The sequence below is a fragment of the Caulobacter sp. 10L414 genome (assembly GCF_056395525.1).
This window is the reverse complement of the sequence record NZ_JBFTJR010000008.1, coordinates 69,576-94,052: the sequence shown is the minus strand read 5'-3', so window position 1 is coordinate 94,052 and position 24,477 is coordinate 69,576. Positions and strand designations below refer to the sequence as shown.

Here is a 24,477-nt window from a genome sequence, read left to right as displayed (position 1 = left end):
GGTTCGGATGATGCGGAGAGCGCCGGCGCACGGCCGGCGGAAAGGCGGGATCAGGGCTTGGCGCGCGGCCACCAGGTCTGGACCAGCAGCACCGGGGCGGCCGCCGCGGTCAGCAGGCCCAGCCAGCCGATCGCGCCCCAGGCCAGGCCCCAGGCGACCAGCGAGGCGGCCAGGCCGAGCGCGAGGCCCAGCCAGCCGGCGATCTCGAGGACCCGGCGCCGTTGCCTGGTCAGAGGTCCGCCGACCAGGGCCGCGTGATGGCGGGGCATGGCCAGCGACAGGGCCAGGAACCCGGCCAGGCAAAGCAGGAAGGCCAGCAGGGTCACGCCTCGGCCTCTGCCGGCTCGCGGACGACGACGGGCTGGACCGGCGGCGGCGCGACGGCCTTCGCCTTCCTCGCCTTGGGGGCGCCCGGCTTGTGGCGGACGACGCCCAGCGCCATCGCCGCGAAGGCCGCGCCCAGGGCCAGCAGGGTCAGGTCCATGACCGCCATGGCCGTGTCGCCGGCCTGCAGGCTGGCGAGGACCCCGCGCTGGGTGGCGACCAGATTGAACACCGGCAGCCCCGCCAGCAGCGCCGCGGTCAGCGACAGCTGCTCGATCCAGCCCCGGCGCGGCGGCCGGACGAAGCCGTGCAGCAGCAGTCCGCCCCAGGCGATGAACATCGCATGCACTTCCCAGTCGGCGCGCCCGGCCAGGGTCGTCGGCAGCAGGCGGTTGGCCCACAGGAAGACGGCCATGGCCGCGGGCAGGCCGGCGATCGTGCCGACGTTCAGGCGTTCGACCAGGCGGAAGCCGAAGTGCGGGCGGTCCGGATCGGCCAGCTTCTGGCGACGCTTGGCGATCCACAGGACCAGGCCCGTGGCCACCATCGCCGTGCCGGCCAGGCCCGACAGGAAGAACAGCCAGCGCAGGGTCATCGGCGCGAAGCGTCCGGCGTGCAGGCCGATCATGCCGCCCCTGGCGATCATCCCCCTCGACGTCGGCTCGACCTGCGAGCGGATCTTGCCGGTCACGCCGTCGAAGACGATCTCCCAGCGGCCGTCGACCAGGGTGTCGCTGGCCCGGCGGGTGAGCGTGATCCTCGCGGCCGCGTCGTTGGGGGCGTCGATGCGGATCAGGCCCGCATGACCGCCGTCCCAGGCCCGTTCGGCGGACGCCAGCACGGCGCCGATATCGACCAGGGGCGCGGCCTCGCCCGAGGGCTTCACCGGCTTGGCGCGGGTGATGCTCTGGGCGTAGTACGCCGTCTTGCTGGGATAGTTGGCCGCCACGCCCCAGGGCACGTACAGCACCATCAGGGTGACCAGCCCGGTGTAGGTGATCATGGCGTGGAACGGCAGGGCCAGCACCGCCAGGGCGTTGTGGCCGTCCAGCCAGCTGCGCTGGCCCTTGCCCGGACGGAAGGTGAAGAAGTCGGCGAAGATCTTCTTGTGGGTGATCACGCCGCTGACGATCGCCACCAGCATGAACATGGCGCAGAATCCCGCCACCCAACGTCCCCAGATCACCGGCACATAGCGCAGGTCGAAGTGCAGCCGGTGGAAGACGTCGCCGCCTTCGGTGTCGCGCGGCTGGGCGACCTGGCCGTCAGGGCCGATGGTCACGGCGTTGGGATCCACGCCTCGCCGCGGGGCCGGCCGGCCCTTCTCGCGGAAGGTGGCCATCGCGCCGCTGGCGCGCTCCTCGGGCAGGCTGATCGACCAGCTCGCCGCCTTTGGGGCGGTGGCCTGCAGGTGGGCGACCGCGCCGCGCGCGACCGTCTCGACGTCGCGCGCGGCCCCGATCTCGGGCCGCGACCAGCGGGTGATCTCCTCGCGCCAATAGCTGACCGCGCCGTTGAGGAAGATCAGATAAAGGATCCAGCCGACCAGCAGCCCGGTCCAGGTGTGCAGCCCGGCCTGCGACTGGCGGAAGCCCTGGGGCTTGGGTCCGGCGCCCTTCATGCCGCCCACGCCGCGCCCAGGCCGGCGACGACGCCGACGGCCAGCGTCACCAGGCCCGCGTGCAGGGCGCTGCGGGCCGCGAAGGTCCAGACCACCAGGGCCGCATAGATCCCGAACGACAGGATGGTCGACCACAGGGTGCGGTCCAGCGCCTCTCCCGGCAGCACGCGGGCCAGCAGCATGGTGCAGGCGGCCATCGCCGCGTAGCCGCCGAACATGGCGATCGCGATCCGGGCGAGGACGTCCGCCGTCCGCCCCAAGCCTGTCCACCTGCCCTGCGCCGCCCTCACGCCCGCTCCTTCGTCCAGCCCGACTGTTTACGTGGCGGTGCGAGTAGCGTTATTGAGAGTTAGTCGCAACGAAGCGGGCGACGGTTGGCCCGATCCGAAAACAAAACGGCCCGTATGCGAACTGACGAACCGCTGCGGTTGTGGCTCAACCAGACGATCTGGAACACCTGGGACCGGAGCCCCTTGCCCACCGAAACCCCCGAACCGCCTTTCGACAAGAGCAGCGCCGACCATCCGCCGATCCGGCCCGTGGTCGGGCTGCACGGCCGCCAGGCCAAGGGCTATTACGATCCGCCGCACGTGCACGACCGCGCCCAGTTCTCCTATCGGCTGGAAGGCGTGGCCGCCGTGCGGGCCGGCGGTTCGGCCATCCTGCTGCCGCCGGGGCGCGGGGTGTGGATCCCCCCGGGCCTGACCCATGAGGTCAGCTGCCGCGGCCCCGCCGCCTACAACGCCCTCTATGTCACGCCCAAGGCCGATCCCCAGCCGCGCGACCTGAAGGTCATCGACGTGACGCCCTTCCTCCACGCCCTGGTCGAGGAGTTCCTGACCTTCGACCCGGCCTATGACCAAGCCGGGCGCGAGGGCCAGATCGTCCGCCTGATGCTGGGCGAGATCGACCGCGCTCCGGCCTCGGCCTATGCCGGTCCGCGCCTGCCCCGCGATCCGCGCGTGCGCCGGATCTGCGACGCCCTGCGGATCGCCCCCGCCGACGACCGCGACATCGACGCCTGGGCCCAGGTGGCGGGCATGAGCCGGCGCACCTTCACCCGCACCTTCAGGGCCGAGACGGGCATGGGCTTCACCACCTGGCGCCAGCAACTGCGGATGACCGAGGCGGCCGCGCGCCTCGAGGCCGGCCAGTCGGTCAAGCAGGCCGCCCAGGACCTGGGCTTCACCTCGGCCAGCAGCTTCGTCACGCTGTTCCAGCGCTCGTTCGGCGTCTCGCCCGGCCGTTACGCGGCGGCGACCGCGCAGGTCCGGGGGCATGGCCGCTGACTCTTCGGCCAGGGCCTCGGAATCGCCCCGGTTGGCGGCCTAAGGGGTTTGTCACGCCGCGCCAAACGCGTAGGACAGCCCCTCAGTAATCATGCGACGCGACCCCCGACGGCGGCCCGTGTCGCCGCTTCGACCGGTAAAGACGCCTGACCAAGTTCATCAAGACCTCGCGGTTCACCTTCCGGCGCGGCCGGGGCCGCGGCTGGAAGATCGCCGCGGCCGCAGCCGCCGTGGCGGCCCTGGGCGCCGCCGCCCTCACCCTCTCGCGCTGCGCACGCGTCTCCAAGACCGAGCAGACCATCGCCGCGGCCGCCACGCCGGTGGCGCTTCCGCTCAAGCCCCAGGACTGGCGCGGCGAGATCGACTATCGCGCTCTCGACGCACGCATCGGGGCGATGATGCGCGACCGCTCGATGACCGGGCTGGCGATCGCCGTGGTCGAGGACGGCCGGCTGTCGTTCGTGAAAGGCTATGGCCGCACCGCGCCGGACGACGGCGAGACGGTCGGCGCCGACACCGTGTTCCGCTGGGCCTCGCTGTCCAAGACCGTGGCTGGTTCGCTCAGCGCGCGTCTGGCCCAGGACGGGGTCTTCTCGCTGTCCGACCCGCTGGGGCGCTTCGACACCAGCCTGCGCCTGCCGGCCGACGCGCAACGCACCCTGACCATCGAGCAGTTGCTCTCGCAGCGCACGGGCCTGCCGCGCAACGCCTATGACGGCTGGCTGGAGGGCGGCCGCTCGCCCAAGATGATCCGCCAGGCCCTGGGCGAGGTGCCGCCCCAGTGCCCTCCGGCCACCTGCCACACCTACCAGAACGTCGCCTTCGACACGATCCGCGAGGTGGTCGAGACCACCACCCATCGCCCCTATGCCGAAGAGGCTCGCCAGCGCCTGTTCGTGCCGCTGGGCATGACCAGCGCCACCATCGGCATGAGCGAGCTGAGCGACGCCCGGCACTGGGCCCGCCCCACCCGCTACGGCCGTCGCCTGACCCTGGCCGAGGCCTACTACCTGACCCCCGCCGCCGCCGGCGTGAACTCCAACATCGTCGACCTGGCGCGCTGGATGCAGGCCCAGATGGGCCTGGCCCCCGCCGTGCTGCCCGAGGGCGTCCTGGAGGAGATCCAGCGACCGCGCGTCAACACCGGCCGCCCCTACGGCAACTCGCCGCTGGGCCGCACGCTGGAAAAGCCGGGCTACGGCCTGGCCATGCGCAGCTTCGGCTACCAGGGCCACCGCCTGGCCGGCCACAGCGGCGCCGTCGACGGCTATCGCGCCACCATGATGTTCGATCCGGCCAAAAAGACCGGCGTCGTGATGCTGTGGAACAGCGAAAGCAGCCTGCCCTTCAAGCTGCAGGCCGAGGTCTTCGACCTCTATTACCACCGGCCCTTCACCGACTGGCTGCAGTTGGGCGAGGGGCAGGTTCAGCTGGATCCCTAACAAATCCCTCTCTCTTTGAGAGAGGGAGGGGCCCGCCGCAAATCGTCGGGAGGGTGAGAGGTTTCACCCTTTCCGAACTAGGCGAGGCCCCCGGCCGGATCGACATTCCGTGGCGCCGGCCGCTTTTCTCCGAGCGTCCCCGCGAAGGCGGGGATCCAAGCTGCGTTTCAGGAGGAGGCGCGGCAACGAGTGACCTGCAGGCTCCGCCTGGGTCCCCGCCTTCGCGGGGAAGGACGGATCTGGGGGACGGCCGTAGATTGGCTGTCGATCCGGCGAAGGCGGCGCGCGCCAAGAAGACCGAGGGCCTTCCAGCCCTGGCTGTAACCTCTCCCCCTCCCGCCACCTGCGGCGGCGGGCCCCTCCCTCTCTCCAAGAGAGAGGGAAGATCGCCCATCATCCGTATCAGCCGGCCAGAACGGCCTTGATCGCCGCCAGGCCGTCGTCGGCCTTGGTGGCGTCGGGAGCGCCGCCCTGGGCGAAGTCGGGCTTGCCGCCCGCGCCCTGGCCGCCCATGGCGATCACGGCGGCCTTGGCCAGGTCCGCGGCGCTGAACTTGCCGACGAGATCAGCGGTCACGGCCACGGTGACGGCGGCCTTGCCGTCGGTCGTGCCGACCAGGGCCACGACGCCCGAGGTCAGCTGCTTCTTGAACTCCTCGGCGACGCCGCGCAGTTCCTTGCCGCCGACGCCGTCGAGGACGCGGGCGATCAGGGCGGTGCCGTTCACGTCTTCCGGACCGGAGGCCGCGCCGCCGCCGCCACCCAGGGCCAGCTGCTTCTTGGCCTCGGCCAGTTCCTTCTCCAGCTTCTTGCGCTCGGCCACCAGGGCGTCGACGCGCGACAGGACCTCGGCGACCGGGGTCTTGAACTGGTCGGCCAGGGCCTTGGCGACGCCGGCCTGGTCGAGCAGGAAACGGCGGGCCGCCTCGCCGGTCAGGGCCTCGATGCGGCGCACGCCGGCGGCCACGCCCTGCTCGGAGACGATCTTGAACAGGGCGATGTCGCCGGTGCGGGCCACGTGGGTGCCGCCGCACAGTTCGACCGAATAGGCCTTGCCCGCGTCGGTGAGGCTGTCGCCCAGGGTAAGCACGCGCACGCTGTCGCCGTACTTCTCGCCGAACAGCGCCACGGCGCCGGCCTCGATGGCGGCTTCAGGAGCCATTTCCTCGGTGCGGGCCGCCACGTTCTGGCGGATGACCGCGTTCACTTCGGCCTCGATGCGCTCGATCTCGTCGGCGCTCAGCGGACCGCCGTGGCTGAAGTCGAAGCGCATGCGCTCGCCGTCGACCATCTGGCCCTTCTGGGCGACGTGCGGGCCCAGCACATGGTGCAGGGCGGCGTGCACCAGGTGCGCGGCCGAGTGGTTGGAGCGGGTGGTGTGGCGGCGCTCGGCGTCGACCGAGGCCACGACCTGGTCGCCGACCTTCAGCGGACCGGCCAGCTCGACGCGGTGCACGTGCAGTTCGCCGGCCTGCTTCTGGGTGTCGAGCACGCGGCTCTCGGCGCCATTGGCCTCGATCACGCCGGTGTCGCCGGCCTGGCCGCCGCTTTCGGCGTAGAAGCTGGTGCGGTCGAGCAGCACGTCGACGGTCTGGCCGGCCGAAGCGGCCTCGACCTCGGCGCCATCGGCGACGATGGCCTTCACGACGCCCGTGGTCTCGGTGGCCTCATAGCCGACGAAGTCGGTGGCGCCGGCCTTTTCCTTGATCGAGAACCAGGCGGCCGCCGCGCCCTGCTGGCCCGAACCGGCCCAGTTGGCGCGCGCCATCTCGCGCTGCTTCTGCATGGCCGCGTCGAAGCCGTCGGTGTCGACGGTCAGGCCCTTGGCGCGCACGGCGTCCTGGGTCAGGTCGAGCGGGAAGCCGTAGGTGTCGTACAGCTTGAAGGCGGTCTCGCCGTCCAGCACGTCGCCGGTCGACAGATTGGCGGTGGCTTCGTCGAGCAGGCCCATGCCGCGGCCCAGCGTGGTGCGGAAGCGCTCTTCTTCCTGGCGCAGGGTCTCGACGATCGAGGCTTCGGCGCGGCGCAGCTCCGGATAGGCCTGGCCCATCTCGGCCACCAGGGTCGGGGCCAGGCGGTGCATCAGGGGCTCGCTCGCGCCCAGCAGGTAGGCGTGGCGCATGGCCCGGCGCATGATCCGGCGCAGCACGTAGCCGCGGCCTTCGTTCGACGGGGTGACGCCGTCGGCCAGCAGGAACGACGACGAACGCAGGTGGTCGGCGATCACGCGGTGCGAGGGCGCCTGGGCGCCTTCGGCCTTGACGCCGGTCAGCTCGACCGAGGCGGCGATCAGCGCCTTGAACAGGTCGATGTCGTAGTTGTCGTGCACGCCCTGCAGGACGGCGGCGATGCGCTCCAGGCCCATGCCCGTGTCGATCGAGGGCTTGGGCAGCGCCAGGCGCTCGCCGCCGGCGATCTGCTCGAACTGCATGAACACCAGGTTCCAGATCTCGATGAAACGGTCGCCGTCCTCATCGGGGCTGCCCGGAGGGCCGCCGAAGATGCCTTCGCCGTGGTCGTAGAAGATTTCCGAGCACGGGCCGCAGGGGCCGGTGTCGCCCATGGACCAGAAGTTGTCGCTGGTGGGGATGCGGATGATCTTGTCGTCGGACAGGCCGGCGATCTTCTTCCAGAGATCGGCCGCCTCGTCGTCGGTGTGGTACACCGTGACCAGCAGCTTTTCCTTGGGCAGCTTGAACTCGCCGGTCAGCAGGGTCCAGGCGTGGTGGATCGCCTGTTCCTTGAAGTAGTCGCCGAACGAGAAGTTGCCGAGCATCTCGAAGAAGGTGTGGTGGCGGGCGGTGTAGCCGACGTTGTCCAGGTCGTTGTGCTTGCCGCCGGCGCGGACGCACTTCTGCGAGCTGGCCGCGCGCGGGTGCGCGGGCGTCTCGGCGCCGGTGAAGACGTTCTTGAACGGCACCATGCCCGCGTTGACGAACAGCAGGGTCGGATCGTTCTGCGGCACCAGCGGCGCCGACGGCGTGACGGCGTGGTCGGCCTTGCCGAAGTAGTCGAGGAAGGTGCTGCGGATCTCGTTGAGGCTAGGCATCGTCGTCTCGGGAATCTCGAAAGGTCCGGCGGACACCGGAAGTCGGCGCTGCATAGCGCGGTTTCAAGCTTTGTGGAAATCCAACCTCGGAATGGCCGGCTGGCGCGGCGCTCGTGACGCCTGGCCGCTCGCCCCGGCCGCTGGTCCGGCAGTGACGGGCGAGCGGACGGCCACGTCGCGATCTGGGGAACGGAACGCCCCCGTCGCCGCCTTGCCCGTCTGGAAGGACGACGGCTAACCTTCGGCCGAGAGGGACGCCATGAACACCACCACCGACACCACGGCGCAGGGCCGCCCCGTCAGCACGCCCTTGCTGACCGAGGGCCGCGCGCGGCGCACCATATGGATCCTGTTCGCGGTCGTGGCCCTGATCGTCATCGCGCCCCTGACCGGTTTCACCCTGGTCAAGCAGCGCCAGGCCGCCGCCGTCGCCGAAGCCTATTGGAGCCTGGCGGGAACGCCCTGCCCGACCCTCGCCCCGGCGGCCTTTGCGGTCGGGTCGCGCAAGCCGATGACCTTCGCCTTCGACGAGGCCGTCATCCAGCGGCGCGCCGGGCACATGGAATGCACCCACCGCGTCTACGCCCAGGCGGCCGGACGCCGCGAGGCCCCGGTCTGCGACTTCAGCGGCCCGATCGCCCTGGCCGTCGCCGTCGGCGGAACGCAGGCCTTCTATGCCCCGCCCGGCTCGGCTCGGGTGGCGGTGATCGACGGCAAGCCGGTCTGCGTGCAGCGGCCGTGGACCGACATCGGCGGCTGAGGGCGACGGGCCCTGGCAGGCAGGAGCCTCTGCGGTAAGCGGCGGCAGTTCTGGGGGCGCGGTGCGATGGCGGCCTGGCCGCTGATCAGCCTTCCAGCGCCTCGGAAGCTGAAAACGGCCCCCCTCCGGCCCTTCGGGCCACCTCCCCCAAAGGGGGAGGATCTTGGAGCGGCGCCTGTCGTCCGCCCCCTCCGTCACGGCGCTTCGCGCCGCGCCACCTCCCCCGTTACACGGGAGAGGACAAACGAAATCGGACGCCTGGCATGGGGTCCAGGCGTCCGGGGCTCGCGGCCGTCGACGGCGGTGTCGTTCCGCCGTGGGCAATAAGGCGGGGTCGCCCTCGGCGGGGCGGCGGCCGCGAAGTTCGGCGCAGGCGCGCGCCGAATGGCTTAGTCTTCCTCGCCCTCTTCAGGACCGCCGACCAGCAGCTCTTCCTCGATCTTCTGCGAGGCGCGACGCACCGCGGTTTCGATCTCGTTGGCCAGGTCCTTGTTGTTCTTGAGGAACTCGCGGACGTTGTCGCGGCCCTGACCGATGCGCTGGCTGTTGTAGGAGAACCAGGAGCCGGCCTTGTCGATGATCCCAGCCTTGACGCCCAGGTCGATGATCTCGCCCAGCTTGGAGATGCCCTCGCCGTACATGATGTCGAACTCGACCTCGCGGAACGGCGGGGCCACCTTGTTCTTGACCACCTTGACGCGGACGTTGTTGCCGATGATCTCGTCACGGTTCTTGACCGAGCCGGTGCGGCGGATGTCCAGGCGCACCGAGGCGTAGAACTTCAGGGCGTTGCCACCCGTGGTGGTTTCCGGGCTGCCGTACATCACGCCGATCTTGTGACGGATCTGGTTGATGAACAGGACGATGGTGTTGGCCTTGTTGATCGAGCCGGTCAGCTTGCGCAGCGCCTGGCTCATCAGGCGGGCCTGGAGGCCAGGCAGGCTGTCGCCCATCTCGCCTTCGATTTCGGCCTTCGGGGTCAGGGCGGCCACCGAGTCGACGATGACGATGTCGACCGCGCCCGAGCGCACCAGGGTGTCGGTGATCTCCAGCGCCTGTTCGCCGTTGTCGGGCTGGGCCACCAGCAGGCTGTCGAGATTGACGCCCAGCTTGTGGGCGTAGGACGGATCCAGCGCGTGCTCGGCGTCGACGAAGGCGGCGGTGCCGCCGGCCTTCTGAACCTCGGCCACCGCGTGCAGGGCCAGGGTCGTCTTGCCCGAGCTTTCCGGCCCGTAGACCTCGATCACCCGGCCCTTGGGCAGGCCGCCGATGCCGAGCGCGATATCGAGGCCCAGCGAGCCGGTGGAGACCGCTTCGATCTCGACCTTGCCCTTTTCGCCGAGCTTCATCACCGAGCCCTTGCCGAAGGCCCGATCGATCTGCGCCAGAGCCGCTTCTAGCGCCCGCGCCTTGTCGCCTTCTTCCTTGCCCACGAGTTTCAAAGCCGCCTGACTGGTCATTGGTTGATCGCCTTATTCCATGATTCCGGCCGCCGGGCCGGAAGTTCGGGCGCCGCTACGCCCACCGCCTGTGGAATGATTAATGCGTACACATTTTGTTCTATGTTCGCAAGATGTTCTTTTCAGCCCGTCCGACCGCCGCTGTGGCGAGCCGTCGCACCCCGCTCGCCGCGCCCCATGCACGGCTCCTTAAGCTAAGGCGGGCCAGGATGGCCCCCTCTGGGGAGCTCTGTCCTTTGTCGATCGATCCACGCCGCCTGCTGGGCCTGGCCTTCGCCAGCGCCGATCTCCTGCTCGAACTCGAGGGGGATCGCGTCAGCCTCGCCCTGGGCGCGGCGCAGAAGATCATGGGCAAGACCGAAACCTCCCTGATGGGCCGCGTCTGGCGCGACCTGTTCACCCCCGCCGACCGTCCGTTGATGGACGCGGCGCTCTACGCTCTCGACGAAGGCCAGCGCCGGGGACCGGTCACCGTCCGCGTCGCCGGTGAGCCGGAACGCTTCGTCGGAGTCACTCTGCGCGCCCTGCCCGACAATTTCGGACGTACCTCGATCGCGATCACCGCGGCCCGTCCGCCCGCCGGCGGCCTGGACGCTACGGGCCTGCGTCCGCGCGAGAATTTCGAGGAGATCGCCAAGGGCCTGTTCGAGGCCGCGCGGGTCACCGGCCTGGAGCTCGAACTGGCCATGGTCGAGTTCGCCGGCCTGGCCGCCCTGCGCGACGGCCTGGCCCCGACCGAGGCCCACGCGCTGGACATGAAGATCGCCGGCGCCGTCCGCGCCGAATCCCACGCCGGCGCCATGGCCACCCAGGTCTCGCCCGAGCGCTTCGCCCTGCTGCGGGCCAAGGACGACCGGCCCGAGGCCCTGGCCGCCCGCCTGACCAAGATCGCCACGCTCGACGCCAGCGCCCACGTGGTGCCGCTGGACGGCGGGGCCTCCTCGCGCGGCCTGCGGGCCCTGCGCTACGCCCTCGACGACTTCCTGCGCGAAGGCCTCAAGGACACCCCGCCGATGACCCTGTCGGAGGCGATGAACCGATCCGTAAAGCGCACCCTGGCCCGCGCCGGCGCCCTGGGCGCGGCCGTCAGCCAGCGCCGCTTCACCCTGGCCTACCAGCCCGTGGTCGACCTCTCGACCGGCCAGGCCCATCACCACGAGGCGCTGGTGCGCTTCGAGGACGGCGCCAGCCCCTTCGCCCTGATCCGCATGGCCGAGGAGTTCGACATCATCGAGGAGCTGGACCACGCCATCGCCGAGCAGGCGGTGCGCCGGATCGCCTCGGACCGCGCCGGCAACGTCCGCCTGGCCGTCAACGTCTCGGGCCGCACCATCGTCAGCGAGACCTTCGTCGACCACATCGGCCGCCTGCTGGCCCAGACCCCGGCCGCCAAGGGCAAGCTGATCTTCGAGGTCACCGAGACCAGCGCCATCGACGACCTGCCTCGCGCCAACCGCCACATCCAGGCCCTGCGCGGCCTGGGCTCGCTGGTCTGCCTGGACGATTTCGGCGCGGGCGCGGCCTCGTTCGCCTACCTGCAGGAACTGACGCTGGACATCGTCAAGATCGACGGCCGCTACGTGCGCGAACTGGCCGGCAACAGCCGCGACGGAGCCATGGTCCGCCGCCTGGTCGAGCTGTGCCGCGACCTCAATGTCCGCACCGTCGCCGAGATGGTCGAGACCGCCGAGGTCGAGGACGTGGTCCGCAAGGCCGGCGTCGATTTCGCCCAGGGCTGGCTCTACGGCAAGCCGGCCGACCAGCCGCAGCCTTCGCAGAAGCCGACCGCCGTCACCCCCATGGCCCGCCGCGCCGGCGTGTCGGAAGGCTGGGGCTGAATCAGCTTCACCGTACTTGCGTGGAACCCTTGGACGCGCCAAGCGTCTAAGGGACCGCGCCGGTTTTCATTGCCCGGCGAAACGATGCTGCGGGGATCGGGGGGCCGCAACCAGCATGAACGCCGCCGACACGTCGGAACGCGAGGCCCGCCGCCTCGCGGCGCTCCGCCGTTACGACATTCTCGACACGCCGCGCGAAGCCGCGTTCGACGAAATCGCCGCCCTGGCCGCGGAGATCTGCGAAACGCCCATCGCCGTGGTCAATTTGATCGACGGCGAGCGGCAGTTCTTCAAGGCCGAGGTCGGGCTGGGCGTCCGCGAGACGCCGCTGGAAAGCTCGTTCTGTGCCAAGGCGATCCTCGAAGACGATTTCCTGCTGGTGCCCGACGCCACCCGGGATCACCGCTTCGACTGCAATCCGCTGGTCACCGGGGCCCCGCACCTGCGGTTCTACGCCGGCGCCCTGCTGAAGACGGCCGAGGGCCTGCCGATCGGGACCTTGTGCGTGCTCGACACCGCGCCCAAGGCGCTGTCGCCCCTGCAGCAGCGCACCCTGCAGGTGCTGGCCCGCCAGGTGATGAGCCAGCTGGAGCTTCGCCTGTCGCTGCAGGCCAGCGCCGACAGCGAGCGCAAGTACCGCACCCTGTTCGACTCGATGGACGAGGGGTTCTGCATCATCGAGTTCCTCGACGGCCCGCACGGCCCCGACAGCGACTACATCCACATCGACGCCAACGCCGCCTACGCCCGCCACGCCGGCATTCCCAACGTCGTCGGCCAGAAGCTGCGCGAGATGGTGCCGGGCGAGGCCGACGCCTGGGTGGCGCGCTACGGCCACGTGCTGCGCACCGGCGAGCCGATCCGCTTCGAGCAGGAGCTGGTGGCCACCGGCCGCTATCTTTCGCTGTCGTCGTTCCGCATCGAGCCGCCCGAGCGCAAGCAGGTGGCGGTGCTGTTCCAGGACGTCACCGAGCGTCGCCGCGCCGAACTGGCCCTGCGCCAGCTGAACCAGACCCTGGAGCAGCGCGTCGCCTCGGCCCTGGCCGAGCGCCGGGTGCTGGCCGACATCGTCGAGGGGACGGCCGCGCTCGTGCAGGTCGTCGACAACGACTTCCGCTGGCTGGCGGTCAATGGCGCGGCGGTGCGCGAGTTCGAGCAGGTGTTCGGCGTCACCCCCCGCGTCGGCGAGCGCATGCTCGACCTGCTGTCCGACCAGCCGGAAAACCAGGCCCAGGTGCGGTCGGTATGGTCGCGGGCCCTGGCCGGCGAGGAGTTCGTCGAGGTCGAGGCCTTCGGCGATCCGAACGGCTATCGCCGCTTCTACGAGATGCGCTTCGGCGTGCTGCGCGACGACATGGGCCTGCAGGCCGGCGCCTATCAGTTCGTCTACGACGTCACCGAGCGGCTGGAGGAGCAGGATCGCCTGCGCGAGGCCGAGGAGGCCCTGCKCCAGGCCCAGAAGATGGAGGCCGTCGGCCAGCTGACCGGGGGCCTGGCCCACGACTTCAACAATCTGCTTTCGGGCATTTCCGGCTCGTTCGAGATGATCGGCACGCGGCTGTCGCAGGGACGCTCGCGCGACGTCGAGAAGTACCTGGCGGCCGGCCAGGGCGCGGCCCGTCGCGCGGCCGCCCTCACCCACCGCCTGCTGGCCTTCTCGCGCCGCCAGACCCTGTCGCCCCGCCCTATCGTCATCAACCGGCTGATGGCCGACTTCGTCGAGCTGGTGCGCCGCACCGTCGGGCCGTCGATCAAGGTCGAGACGGTCGCCGCCGGGGGCCTGTGGGCCACACTGGTCGACGACAACCAGCTGGAGAACGCTCTCCTCAACCTCTGCATCAACGCCCGCGACGCCATGCCCGACGGCGGCCGGATCACCATCGAGACCGGCAACAAGTGGCTCGACCGCCGCGCCGCCGACGAGCGCGGCATGGAGCCGGGCCAGTATGTCTGCGTCTGCGTCAGCGACACCGGCGTGGGCATGGACAAGGCGATCCAGGAGCGCGTCTTCGATCCGTTCTTCACCACCAAGCCGATGGGGGAAGGCACGGGCCTTGGCCTGTCGATGGTCTACGGCTTCGCCCGCCAGTCGCACGGCCACGTGCGGATCTATTCCGAGGTCGGTCAGGGCACGATGGTCTGCATCTACCTGCCGCGCCACTTCGGCGAGGAGGCCGCGCCCGAGACCGACGTCCACGCTGTCCTGCCCGCCCCCGCGGCGGCCGGCGAGACGGTGCTGGTGGTCGACGACGAGCCGACCGTCCGCATGCTGATCGTCGATGCGCTGCAGGAGCTGGGCTACGCCTGCGCTGAGGCCGCCGACGGCCCGGCCGGCCTGCGCCTGCTGCAGTCCAACGCCCGCTTCGACCTCCTGATCACCGACGTTGGTTTGCCCGGCGGCCTCAACGGCCGCCAGGTCGCCGACGCCGCCCGGGCCCTGCGGCCCGAGCTGAAGGTGATGTTCATCACCGGCTACGCCGAGAACGCCGCCCTCAATCACGGCCACATCCAGCCGGGCATGGAGGTGCTGACCAAGCCCTTCGCCGTGTCGGACCTGGCCGCCCGGGTCGACCGGATGATCCGCACGCCGCTTTAGGGCAGGCCGACATTCACCCGACGGCCGCCCTTGATCCGTCCTTCCCCGCGAAGGCGGGGACCCAAGCCGAGCCGGCGGACCGCCCAAGGCCACGCCTTCTCCTGAAAGGCAGTTTGGATCCCCGCCTTCGCGGGGAACCTCGGTGGAAGATGGATCCGCTCTAAGCCGCAAACGCCCGCCGGCCGCGATCGACCCGCATCCGGTGGCTGCCGGCCAGCGCCGTCGAGCGGGCCTTGATCGTCTGCAGGAACAGCCATTCGCCGGTCACGCTTTTCGGCGTCACCTCGATCATCATGTAGCCGCGGCGGCTGGTGTCGGCCCACTTCAGTTCGGGATTGGCGGCCATGAAGCCCTGGGCCACGACCTTGGGGTCGGCGCCCATGTCGCCTTCCATGCCGTTGGACGTCACCGCCTGGCCGGCGAACTCGACCCCGGCCGGACGGCCGTCCTCCATGAGGCCATAGGCCCAGGCGTTGTGGCTGTCGCCCGACAGCATGACGAGGTCCGCGTCGGCGGCCTGGGCCGCCTTCAGCAGGCGCGAGCGCGCGGCCGGATAGCCGTCCCAGCGGTCCATCCACATCGGCACGCCMTGCTGGGCGGCTCGGATGTTGTTGCGATAGCCGGCGACCTTCTTGTCGGCGACCTCGGGGCGCAGCCAGTCGACGGCGTCCCTGGGCATCACGGTGCGGCCAAGGATCGTGCCCATGCCGACCAGCTGCCAGGCCTTTGACGACGCCTTGAACTCGTGAGCCAGCCAGCTTTCCTGGGTCGAGCCCAGCATGGTCGCCGACGGATCGCGCCAGGCCCCGTCGCGGAACGCCTTCAGCGCGGCGTCCGGATCGGCCGCCTTGAACGCCGCGCCCAGGTCGGCGGGCTTGGTGCGGCCCAGCAGGCGCGACTCGGTGCGGTACAGCGTGGCCAGGGCGCCGATCGGATAGGCCTTCCAAGGCTCGTCCGACACCGGCATCCACTCGCGATAGACCTGCATGGCCGCCGCGCGGCGGACGTTCCAGTCGCCCTCCTTGTCGGGCTGGTGGTTCTGGGCCCCGCCCTCCCAGCTGTCGTTGGCCGACTCATGGTCGTCCCACAGCGCCACCATGGGGGCCATCTGGTGCAGGCGCTGCAGGTCGGGATCGGCGCGATAGCTGGCGTAGCGCAGGCGGTAGTCGGCGAGCGCCAGGATCTCGGTGGCCGGCAGCAGCTGCTCCTTGCGGCCCTGCGCCCAATCGCCCTCGCGGGTCGAGCCCACGCCGTATTCGTAGATGTAGTCGCCGGTGTGCAGCCACAGGTCCAGGTCCTGGCGCGCGGCGGCGTGGCCATAGGCGTTGAAGTATCCGTTGGGCAGGTTCGAGCACGAGAACACCGCCAGGCCGAAGCGCGACACCGGGCCAACCGGCAGGGTCTTGGTGCGGCCGACCGGCGACTTCGAACCGTCCGGCGCCACGAAGCGGTACCAGTAGACCGTGCCGGGCCTCAGGCCGTCGACCGTGATCTTGGCCGTCCAGTCGCGATAGGCGCCGGTGCGCACGACGCCGCCGGCCACCACCTTGGCGAAGGCCTGGTCCAGCGCCACCTCGGCCTGCAGCGTGGTCACGCCGCCGTCGCCGGCCGGGACGTAGCGCGTCCACAGCAGCATGGAATCCGGCCCCGGCTCGCCGCTGGCCACGTTGTGGGTGAAGCCGCTGGCGCCCAGCATCTGCTGGGCGGCGGCCCGGCCGGCCGGCAGGGACAGGGCCCCCAGGCCCAGGCCGCCGAGCACCAGGCTGCGGCGATCGATGTGCAGAACCACGAAGCGACCTCTTCGATCTGAACGATGGAATGACGAGAAGAAGGAGGGCGGCCGCGCCGAGGGGATGGGAGCGCGACCGCCAGGGAGCCCAAGGCGTCCTAGAAGACGCCCTTCAGGCCCACGTTCCACATCGAGCCGTAGATGCTGTACTGCTGCACCCGGCTGCGGACGTTCGAGTAGACGATGTCCGGCTCGTTGAAGATGTTGCGGCCGGCCAGCATCACCTCGAAGCGCTTGTTGATCTTGTAGCTGGCGCTGACGTTCCACAGCTGGCGTTCGGCCCGGTAGAGGATGCCGTTGTTGGCCGTGGTCGGCGTGTTGCTGAGCGCGCTGGTCCGGTAGGAATCCTGCCAGTTGCCGGTCAGCTGCAGGTCCAGCTTGCCGTAGCTGTAGCGCAGGCCCCAGTTGGCCGAGGTCTTGGGCAGGTTCACGCGCTCGCCGTCGGGATCGATCTTGGTGACCGAGGCCCGCAGGCCAAGACCGCGCAGGGCGCCCGGCAGGAAGACCAGCTGCTGGTCGTACTCCAGCGTGATCCCCTTGTTGGTGCTGGTGCCCGGCAGGTTCTGGGCGCTGCGGAAGGTGTAGCCGGCGTAGTCGCCCGGATTGTAGCCGACGTCCTCGGGATCGACCGTGATGCCGGTGACCTGCATGTCCTTGACGTCCAGCTGGTAGGCCGAGATGCCCACCACGCCCGACGGCTCCAGATAGTACAGCAGGCTGGCGTAGTACTTGGTCGAGTGCTCGGGCTTGAGCAGCGGGTTGGGCACCGTGACGATCAGGTTGTTGTCGTCGACGGCCACCACGCCGCCCAGGTTGCCGTAGTCGGGCCGCAGGATCGACTGGCTGAAGGCCAGCTGGCCCACCAGGCGCTTGTTGAAGTCGTACTTCACCCCGCCGCTTAGGAACCAGTCGTCGTACTCGCCCTCGCGGGTCGTGTAGGTCCCGTTGCGGTACTGGTACATCAGGCCCTCGACGGTGCTGGTCGACAGGCCCGCGGCGGTCACTTCCTTGGCCGAGCGGATGTCGGCGACGCGCGCCTGGGTCTTGGTCTTCTCGTAGCGCAGGCCAAGATCGAACTGGGCCTTGCCCAGGCGCGGCTGGGCCTCGACGTAGGCGGCGCTGACCTCCTCGCCGATCTTCTTGTTGTTATCCAGCTGGCGCTTCAGGTTGCCCACGGTGTCGGGCACGAAGTACTCGGGATGGGCCTGGTAGATGTCGTAGACGGCGTAGTTGTTGTCGGCGCGCCAGCCCTGCTCGTTCATGTTGCCGGCGTCGAAGCCGTGGATCTTGAACTGGTAGTTCTGGGTCCACGGGATGACGGCCTCGGGGGCCTTCTGGGTCAGGTCGCCGGTGGAACCCACATACTGGAATTGCTTGTACGAGCCTTCGTTGGTCTTCCACATGTTGGTGCGGAAGGCCGCCCCGCCCAGCAGTTTGAGTTGCACGTCGCCGACCACCAGCAGCTTCTTCAGGTCCAGGTTGGCGCCGTACATCTGGTTGTTGGCGTTCGACTGCGAGGTGCGGATGTTGTTGCCGATGTCGTCGTCGCGGTTGAAGTTGGCCGGGTCGCTCCACGACCGGCCGGCCGTCTGCTTGATGGTCCAGGCGTTCGAGTCCTCCGAGGCGCGGTCCAGCGTGAAGCCGATGCGCGTCAGGTAGCTGTCGGTGCGGACGAAGAAGCCCTGGTCGTTGTCCTCGAAATTGAACTGCGAACTGGAATAGTTGGCGCGCAGCAGGGCCTCGAAGGTGTCGCCGCGATATTCCAGCTTCGGCGCGAACACCCAGGCCGGCGTGCCGGCGTAGCGGTGCGAGTACTGGGTGTGCAGGCGGGTGTTGGTCGTGCTCGGGTTCACGACGATGTGGGTCGGCGTGGAGTCGGCCGTCGCCCGCGACACCGTCGTCGTGCCGAAGATCAGGTAGGTGTACTGGTTGAAGTACTCGACGTCGTAGAACGAGTAGGTGCTGCGCAGGGACAGCGCCAGCTTGTCGGTGATCTTGTAGTCGACGCTGAGGTTGGCGGCCTTGCGGCTGGTCAGCTTCGGACCCGGGCGCCACATCACCTGGTAGGGCATGACCCGGCCGTCGGCGAGGTAGGACCAGTCGGTTTGCACCCGGTCCTGCTGGACGAAGTTGGCGTTGTAGCTGGCGTTGAACGCCACGCCCAGGCGGCCGTCCAGGAACACGTCGCCATAGCCGATCTGCGCCGACGGATAGATCGTCATGTGCTTCTTGTCGTCAGGCAGGTACTGCCGCGACAGGGTGGAGTCCGAGGTGCCCACGCCGCCGATCTGGAAGCGCAGCAGGCGGCTCTTGCGCTGGAAGGCGTACTTGCTGCGCAGGTTGATCGAGCCGCCGGGGCTGTCGGCGTCCATGCTGGCCTGCAGCGTATTGTTCAGCTCGATGGAGTCGATGCCGGTGATCGACATCTGCTCGAACGAGTTCTGGCGGCCCGAATTGTTGTTCGAGGTGGCCGTGGCCATGCGTGCGCCGTCGGTGGTGAAGGTCGAGTACTTGGGATCAAGGCCCCCGATGCGCACGGCCGTGGCGTCGACCTCGGTGTAGTCCAGCGACACGCCGGGCATGTTCTTCATGAACTCGCCGACGTCGCCCATGGTCAGGGCGCCGAAGTTGTCGGCGGCCACCACGTTCTTGGCGTTGGTCGAGGCGCGACGCTCCATGATGGCGGCGGCCTGGCCGTCGCGGGCGGCCGTGATCGTCACCGCCTCGACCGCGTCGCCGCCGGCCGCGGCGTAGGCCGTCAGGTCGAAGGTCACCGCCGCGGTCTGGCCAGGCTCGACGGTGACGACGGTGCGGGCCGTCTCCAGGCCCGCGTACTTGGCCACCACCGCCACCTCGCCGGCCGGCACGCCGGTCAGGCGAAAGTCGCCGCCGTCTTCCGAGAAGGCCACGATGGTCGTGCCCTCGACGCGGATCTCGGCGTTGCGCACGTACTGGCCGGTGGCGGTGTTGAGCACCTTKCCGCGCACCACGCCCGAGCCGACGGCCGCCGACGGGCGCGTCCCGGCCGGACCGGCCGACTTCAGGGTGATCACCTGGCCGTCGTCGCTGTCGATGCGCAGCGAGGTGCCGGCGATCAGGCGCGACAGGGCGGTGCGCACGTCCATGCGGCCCTTCACGGCCGGGGTGCGCACGCCGTCCAGCAGGCGGGCCGGAGCCACGATCTGCACCTGGCCCTGGCGGGCCAGCTCGGGAATGGCGCGCACGGCCGGCTGGGCCGGAATGTCGAAGTCGCGGTCCTGCGCCTGGGCTTGCGAGGCGACGGCGAGCGCCACGGCGGCGACGCCGCAGGCGAGGATGGAGTAACGGGAAGTCATCGGCAGGTAGCCCCCAATCGTCGCCCAGATCGCGACGTCGCGGGTTGAGAGCCCTCGGGCCACGGGCTTCCGTGACCGGTCACAAAAAATTCTCAGTTCGAGGCCGGGCCCCGGCTCAGGATGACCAGGTCGCCCTTCTGGTCCAGCCGGGCGTCGAACACCCTGGCGATGGCGCGGCTGAAGCCGACGGGATCGTTGGCGGCGAACAGGCCGGCCACCGGCTCGCGCGCCAGGGCCTGGTCGGGGATCTCGATGCGGGTGTCGCTGTAGCGGGCGAAGGCCTGGGCGGCTTCCTTCAGGCTCTCGCCCTCGAAGGCCAGCTTGCCCTCGCGCCAGGCCAATTCGCGGGTGACCACCGAAGGCGTGATCGGCTGCGGGCGCGGCGCCAGATCGGCCATCACCAGCCGCGTGTTGCCCTCCAGGGCCAGGTTGGTCGTCGGCGCCGTCAGCCGGGGGATCGCTACGTCCACCCGCCCCTGTTGCACCAGGAGGTCGACCGGATCGGCCGCCAGCTTGCGCACCCGAAAGCCCGCCTGGCTGGTGCGCAGGCGCCGTCCGTCCACCTCGACCACGAACGGCCGCTCGTCGCGCGCCACCGAGAAATAGGCCTCGCCCCTGATCAGGGCGACGAAGCGCTCGTTCTGGCCATAGCGCACGCGGATGCGGCTGTCGGTGTTGAGCAGCACGGTCGAGCCGTCCTTCAGCGGCACGAGCCGGATCTCGCCGCGCCGGGTGCTGGTCACCGCGCCCGCCGCCGGCACGCCCACGGCCAGCGCCGCCAGCGAAGCGGCCGCGCCCGCGCCGCCCGCCCACAGCGCCGCGCGCCGCGACAGGCCGCGCGGCCTTGGCCCCGTCGGCTCCCGGAAGTCCGCCGGGTCGTAGTGCGCGCCCAGGGCCTGCGCGGACTCGCTCATCATGAACAGCGACTGGGCGCGCAGCAGCGCGCCCCGGCTGCGGGGATCGCCCTTCAGCCAACCTTGAAAAGCCTGGTCTTCCTCCGGAGTCAGCGGCCCACGATCCAGCCGCGCCGTCCAGCTGGACGCCGCTTCGTCAATGTCTCGACTGGTGTCTCGTTCGGCCATCTGGCGAGGCGATCTCCGCATCCACTGTACTAGAGGTTTGGGACCGCTTGTTTCCGCTACGGCCGAACCAATCAATCAGGAACGAAACGCCGCGCGATATGTGCGTCTCGACCGTATTCTCCGAAATCCGCATCCGCTCGGCGATCTGGCGCTGCGAAAGCCCGTCCACCCGCCGCAGCACGAAGGCCTCGCGCACCTTGGCCGGCATGGCCGCGATCGCCCGGGCCAGCTGCCGCAGTTCGTCCCTGTCGAGCGCGTGCTGCTCTGGCGAGGCGGCGTCGTCGGGATGGTCCAGCCGCTCCAGGTCGCCCACCGCGTGGATCGAGACGATCCTGGCCCGCCGCACGTGCCGCATGATCACCGAGCGCGCCACCTGGAAGAGATAGGCCCGGGGATAGCGGATGGTCTCCACCGTCTCCAGCTCGGCCAGGATGGTGTAGGCCTCCTGGATGACGTCCTCGGGATCGACGCCCGCCGGCGTGCTGCGCGACAGCCAACCGCGCAGGGCCGGTTCGTGCGGCAGGACGTTGCGCACGAACCATCGCTGTCTTTCCCTGTCGGCGCCGGTCATGCCTGTTCCGCTGGCTGGTGGCCTCATAGCGAGTCGGCGCCCTGGCTAGACGCCGATTGTGACAGTCAGTCCCGGGCGCTCGCTGCGCGCGAGTTCAGGTCCGCCGCTGTCGCCGCAACCAGCGGCCGCGCCGCATCATCCGTCCAGCGCATCAGGGTCAGGTCGGCGGTCTGCCGGCCGTCGACCTTCGCATTGGTCGCCACATAGACGAGGCCGCCGCCGATCGGCTGGAAGCCGACGTCGGCCTTCTGGTTCCAGCCGCGCACGCCGCTGGCCTCGTCCTTCAGGCCCTCGCCGGCCAGCGACAGCAGCCTGCCCTGCTCCCAGCCCCGACCATCCGGCGCCGGCACGCCGACCAGGTCGCCGCTCGCCGGCTCGGCCCGCGCGTCGATCGCGAACAGCAGGTAGTTGGGAAAGGCCGGCTTGCCGCCCTGGTAGACGCCCATGAACCAGCGCTTCAGCGTCTCGTCATAGGCCAGGGTCTGCACGCCGAAGCGGGTGTTGCCGGTGCGCACGAACACCTTGTCGCGCGGCGCGGCCGGCCCCTCATGGTGCGGCTGGGCCTCCGACAGCGGCCGGGCCAGCTTCGCCCAGTCGGCGACGTCGTACTGCAGCAGCACCTGGTGGTCGTTGTCGCTCCGGCCCTCGTCGCCATAGATCCCGTAGGCCACGGTCAGGTAGCGCGGGCCGTCGGCGCGCCCGAAGGCCGGCCCGAAGCTCACCCCGTCGATGCCCGAGCAGCCATAGCGATGGTCGCCCGTCCTGGCCGTGTCGCCGTCGAACCGGCCGTCGCCGTTCAGGTCGGCGGCGTAGTCCCTGGCGACCTCGGGCAGGTAGACGGTGCGGAAGAGATCGCTCCTGGCCGCCTCGACGCCCACGCGGTCCAGCCGGGAAACGTCGATCACGGCGATGTAGAAGGCTTGGTCCTTCTTGTACTCCAGCGAGCCGTACAGCCGGCCGTCCTGCGGATTGAAGTCCAGGTCGCCCAGATGGCCGGTCCAGCCGACCAGGGTCCCCACCAGCCTGCCCTCGAAGTCGTACTTCGCCAGCAGGTTCGTGAACGAGTAGTAGACGTAGCCGCCCTTCAGATCGACGGCGACGCCCTGCACGTGGCCCGAGGCCCAGGTCCCGCCGTTCTGGGCGAGAGGCGGAACCAGCGGCGCGGCGGCCGCCGGCTGGGCCAGCGCCAGAAGGCCTGCGGCGAGCAGGAGCGAAAGACGCGTCTTCATCATGGGCGGACCGGGCGCTGGCGGATCGGAAAACCGCCCTCTAGCGGCCGCCCATGACGGTTCGGCGACAGGAGCCCTTCCCGCCTCCAATTCATCGTCATCCCGGCCGTAGCGCAGCGGAGAGCCGGGACCCAGGGGCAAGCGACAGGGCCTTTCCACCGCCTGCCGGCGGCGAACCTGCACGCGGCGCCAGCCCCCTGGGTCCCGGGTCTGCGGTCCGCTACGCGGCCCTCCGCCCGGGATGACGACCTAGGAGCACCCAAGCCCTCAATAAAACGCCACGTCGTCGAGCTCGAACCACAGCTTGGTTCCCGCCGCGCGCTCGCCCTCGACGCCGACCTGCAGCAGGTCGGTCCCGGTGAAGGCCGGGGCCTCGCCGCGGACCGCGACCGGCTTGAAGGCCGTGAACGGCAGCTCGACGCTCTTCCACTGCGGGCCGGCCTCGACCTTGGCGCTCCAGCGGCCGGCCGCGCCGACCAGCGTCACGACATAGGCCCCGCCATCGCCGCGCACGGCGAATTTCAGCCCCTTGAAGGCGCTGGCGTCGGCAGGAACCACCGAGCCCCGGGTCAGGGGCAGCAGCACGCCGGCCGAGGCGTCGTCCTTGGTGGCCATGCGGGCCCCGACGCTCAGCACCTTGCCGCCGCCCTCGCGGGTGATGACCTGCGAGACTTCCAGGCTGCGGTCGCGGCCGCCGTCGAAATCGTCCAGCCGCAGGGTGTCGAGGCTGGTGCGGCCGTCGGCGCGCTCGAAGTCGTCGATCAGGGCCGCAGCCTTGACCGCCGGCGGCGTGGCCTTGTCGTTGGCGGCCGAACGCACCGCGCCGGGGCCGAACACCGCCTGGCCGTCGAGGAACACCCTCTCTGTCTTGCGCACATCCGAGATCGTCTCCCAGGGCTTGCCGGAGACCAGCACGAAGTCGGCCCGCTTGCCGGCTTCCAGCGTGCCGCGGTCGGCGATCAGGTTCATGGCCTTGGCGCTGGTGGCCGTGCCGGCGACCAGCGCCTGGCTCGGCGTCAGGCCCGCCTGCACCAGCAGCTCCAGTTCGCGCAGGGTCGAGGGGCCGTGCGGCGTGCCGGGCATGCCCGCGTCCGTGCCCAGCGCCACCGGCACGCCGGCGTCGAACAGCGCCTTCACGTTGCCCAGCGCGTAGCCGAACTTGCGGCGCGCCTGCACGTTGCGCGGGCTGTCGGGATCGGCAGGCGGCTTGGCCCCCGGCTTGACCGGCTCGTAGACCGCCAGGGTCGGGGCGTAGAACAGGCCCGAGGCCTTGATCGCCGCGATGGTGTCGGCGTCGACCGGCTCGTCCTGCAGGCTGTGGGCGATGACGTCGACGCCGCTGGACGCCGCCACCTTGCCGCGCTCGACGGTGACGGTGTGGGTCAGGACCTTCAGATTGTGCTTGTGCGCCGCCTCGGTCAGGGCCTTCAGCGTCCAGGCGTCCATGCTGGTGTTGTCGGGCGCGCTGCCATAGCGCCAGCCGTCGGTGAAGGCCTTGATGGCGTCGGGCTTGTAGGCGGCGATCTCGTCGACCGCCAGGCGCGCGCTCTCGGGCGTGTCGACCCAGCGGGTGGTGGCCTGGTCGGCCCAGTCGGCGCCGTGGCCGCCCGGCGTGCTCATCCGGGCGACGAAGTTGACGTGCGGCGCGGTCAGCGTTCCCAGCCAGGCGCGACGGGGCGCGAAGCTTTCCGGCTGCTGGTGGAAGTCGTTCACCGTCGTCACGCCCGAGGCCAGGTAGGCGTCGGCGATCTTCGGGATCACCGCCGGGGCGCCGGCCGGGGTCCAGTGGGTGTGCACGTCGAACAGGCCCGGGATCAGCGCCGCGCCCTTGGCGTCGACGATGGTCGCGCCCTTGGGGACCTTGACCTTGGGACCGACGGCGAGGATCCGCCCGTCCTTGACCACCAGCGTCCCGCGATACGGCGCCGCGCCCGTGGCGTCGAAGATCTCGGCGTCGACCACCGCCAGCGGCTTGGTCTGGGCGACGGCGATCGAGGTGGACAGCGCCGCGGCGCACAGGCCGCCGAGCAGGATGCGGGCGGAACGCGATGTCATGGGGTTTCCCTTGAACTCTTGAAAGGAAGACGCCCCGG

The 24,477-nt window shown here is 70.1% G+C and carries 16 protein-coding genes and 1 pseudogene; 6 read left to right on the top strand and 11 right to left on the bottom strand.

Going from position 1 to position 24,477, the window contains the following annotated elements; genetic code table 11:
• Positions 1-50: 50 nt before the first annotated feature.
• Genes AC1DCG_RS04780 through AC1DCG_RS04770 form a run of 3 tightly spaced genes read right to left on the bottom strand, consistent with a single transcriptional unit; the run spans position 51 to position 2,163 of the window.
• On the bottom strand, positions 51-326 hold the full coding sequence (locus AC1DCG_RS04780; RefSeq protein ID WP_477027886.1) for a DUF3325 domain-containing protein: 276 nt from the start codon (positions 324-326) through the stop codon (positions 51-53).
• On the bottom strand, positions 323-1,945 hold the full coding sequence (locus tag AC1DCG_RS04775) for a PepSY-associated TM helix domain-containing protein (RefSeq protein WP_477027885.1): 1,623 nt from the start codon (positions 1,943-1,945) through the stop codon (positions 323-325). The genes AC1DCG_RS04780 and AC1DCG_RS04775 overlap by 4 nt, the downstream gene beginning before the upstream one ends.
• Entirely contained in the window at positions 1,942-2,163 is a 222-nt protein-coding gene (locus AC1DCG_RS04770; RefSeq protein WP_477041396.1) for a hypothetical protein, read from the bottom strand. Before AC1DCG_RS04770 ends, AC1DCG_RS04775 begins: the two co-directional genes overlap by 4 nt.
• A 186-nt stretch (positions 2,164-2,349) precedes the next feature.
• Here AC1DCG_RS04770 and AC1DCG_RS04765 point away from each other — a divergent pair, with 186 nt between their 5' ends.
• On the top strand, positions 2,350-3,234 hold the full coding sequence (locus AC1DCG_RS04765; RefSeq protein ID WP_477027883.1) for an AraC family transcriptional regulator: 885 nt from the start codon (positions 2,350-2,352) through the stop codon (positions 3,232-3,234).
• Positions 3,235-3,464: 230 nt separating this feature from the next.
• Complete coding sequence (locus AC1DCG_RS04760; protein WP_477027882.1) at positions 3,465-4,676, top strand: serine hydrolase domain-containing protein; 1,212 nt, start codon at positions 3,465-3,467, stop codon at positions 4,674-4,676.
• A gap of 402 nt (positions 4,677-5,078) precedes the next feature.
• On the opposite strand, the gene alaS is transcribed toward AC1DCG_RS04760, so the two are convergent.
• Positions 5,079-7,724: an alanine--tRNA ligase gene (gene alaS, locus AC1DCG_RS04755; RefSeq protein ID WP_477027881.1), complete on the bottom strand. Its 2,646-nt coding sequence runs from the start codon at positions 7,722-7,724 to the stop codon at positions 5,079-5,081.
• 259 nt (positions 7,725-7,983) lie between these two features.
• On the opposite strand from alaS, the gene AC1DCG_RS04750 reads away from it, so the two are divergent.
• Positions 7,984-8,484 (top strand): hypothetical protein, encoded by a 501-nt coding sequence (locus tag AC1DCG_RS04750; protein ID WP_477027880.1) that lies wholly within the window; start codon positions 7,984-7,986, stop codon positions 8,482-8,484.
• Between the two features lie 389 nt (positions 8,485-8,873).
• On the opposite strand, the gene recA is transcribed toward AC1DCG_RS04750, so the two are convergent.
• The gene (gene recA / locus AC1DCG_RS04745) at positions 8,874-9,944 is read right to left on the bottom strand and encodes a recombinase RecA (protein WP_477037226.1); all 1,071 of its coding nucleotides are present in this window, start codon (positions 9,942-9,944) and stop codon (positions 8,874-8,876) included.
• Positions 9,945-10,180: 236 nt separating this feature from the next.
• On the opposite strand from recA, the gene AC1DCG_RS04740 reads away from it, so the two are divergent.
• The 3 genes and pseudogenes from AC1DCG_RS04740 to AC1DCG_RS04730 all read left to right on the top strand — a co-directional run bounded on the left by AC1DCG_RS04740 (position 10,181) and on the right by AC1DCG_RS04730 (position 14,378).
• Positions 10,181-11,782, top strand: a complete 1,602-nt coding sequence (locus AC1DCG_RS04740; RefSeq protein WP_477027878.1) for an EAL domain-containing protein — start codon at positions 10,181-10,183, stop codon at positions 11,780-11,782.
• Positions 11,783-11,897: 115 nt separating this feature from the next.
• Positions 11,898-12,752, top strand: a pseudogene (locus tag AC1DCG_RS04735) (GAF domain-containing protein); the annotation flags it as partial.
• Positions 12,726-14,378 (top strand): ATP-binding protein, encoded by a 1,653-nt coding sequence (locus AC1DCG_RS04730; RefSeq protein ID WP_477041398.1) that lies wholly within the window; start codon positions 12,726-12,728, stop codon positions 14,376-14,378. The pseudogene AC1DCG_RS04735 and the gene AC1DCG_RS04730, both read left to right, overlap by 27 nt.
• Positions 14,379-14,538: 160 nt before the next feature.
• Here the strand turns inward: AC1DCG_RS04730 and AC1DCG_RS04725 are convergent, their stop codons facing one another.
• The 6 genes from AC1DCG_RS04725 to AC1DCG_RS04700 form a co-directional block, all read right to left on the bottom strand.
• On the bottom strand, positions 14,539-16,167 hold the full coding sequence (locus tag AC1DCG_RS04725) for an alkaline phosphatase D family protein (protein ID WP_477041395.1): 1,629 nt from the start codon (positions 16,165-16,167) through the stop codon (positions 14,539-14,541).
• 98 nt (positions 16,168-16,265) lie between these two features.
• Positions 16,266-19,502, bottom strand: a complete 3,237-nt coding sequence (locus AC1DCG_RS04720) for an outer membrane beta-barrel protein (RefSeq protein ID WP_477027876.1) — start codon at positions 19,500-19,502, stop codon at positions 16,266-16,268.
• Between the two features lie 92 nt (positions 19,503-19,594).
• Positions 19,595-20,584, bottom strand: coding sequence for a FecR family protein (locus AC1DCG_RS04715; RefSeq protein ID WP_477027875.1), 990 nt, complete (start codon positions 20,582-20,584; stop codon positions 19,595-19,597).
• Entirely contained in the window at positions 20,553-21,155 is a 603-nt protein-coding gene (locus tag AC1DCG_RS04710) for an RNA polymerase sigma factor (protein ID WP_116487981.1), read from the bottom strand. The genes AC1DCG_RS04715 and AC1DCG_RS04710 overlap by 32 nt, the downstream gene beginning before the upstream one ends.
• A 65-nt stretch (positions 21,156-21,220) precedes the next feature.
• Positions 21,221-22,384 (bottom strand): hypothetical protein, encoded by a 1,164-nt coding sequence (locus tag AC1DCG_RS04705; RefSeq protein WP_477027874.1) that lies wholly within the window; start codon positions 22,382-22,384, stop codon positions 21,221-21,223.
• Positions 22,385-22,651: 267 nt separating this feature from the next.
• The gene (locus AC1DCG_RS04700; RefSeq protein ID WP_477027873.1) at positions 22,652-24,439 is read right to left on the bottom strand and encodes an amidohydrolase family protein; all 1,788 of its coding nucleotides are present in this window, start codon (positions 24,437-24,439) and stop codon (positions 22,652-22,654) included.
• Between the last annotated feature and the right edge of the window lie 38 nt (positions 24,440-24,477).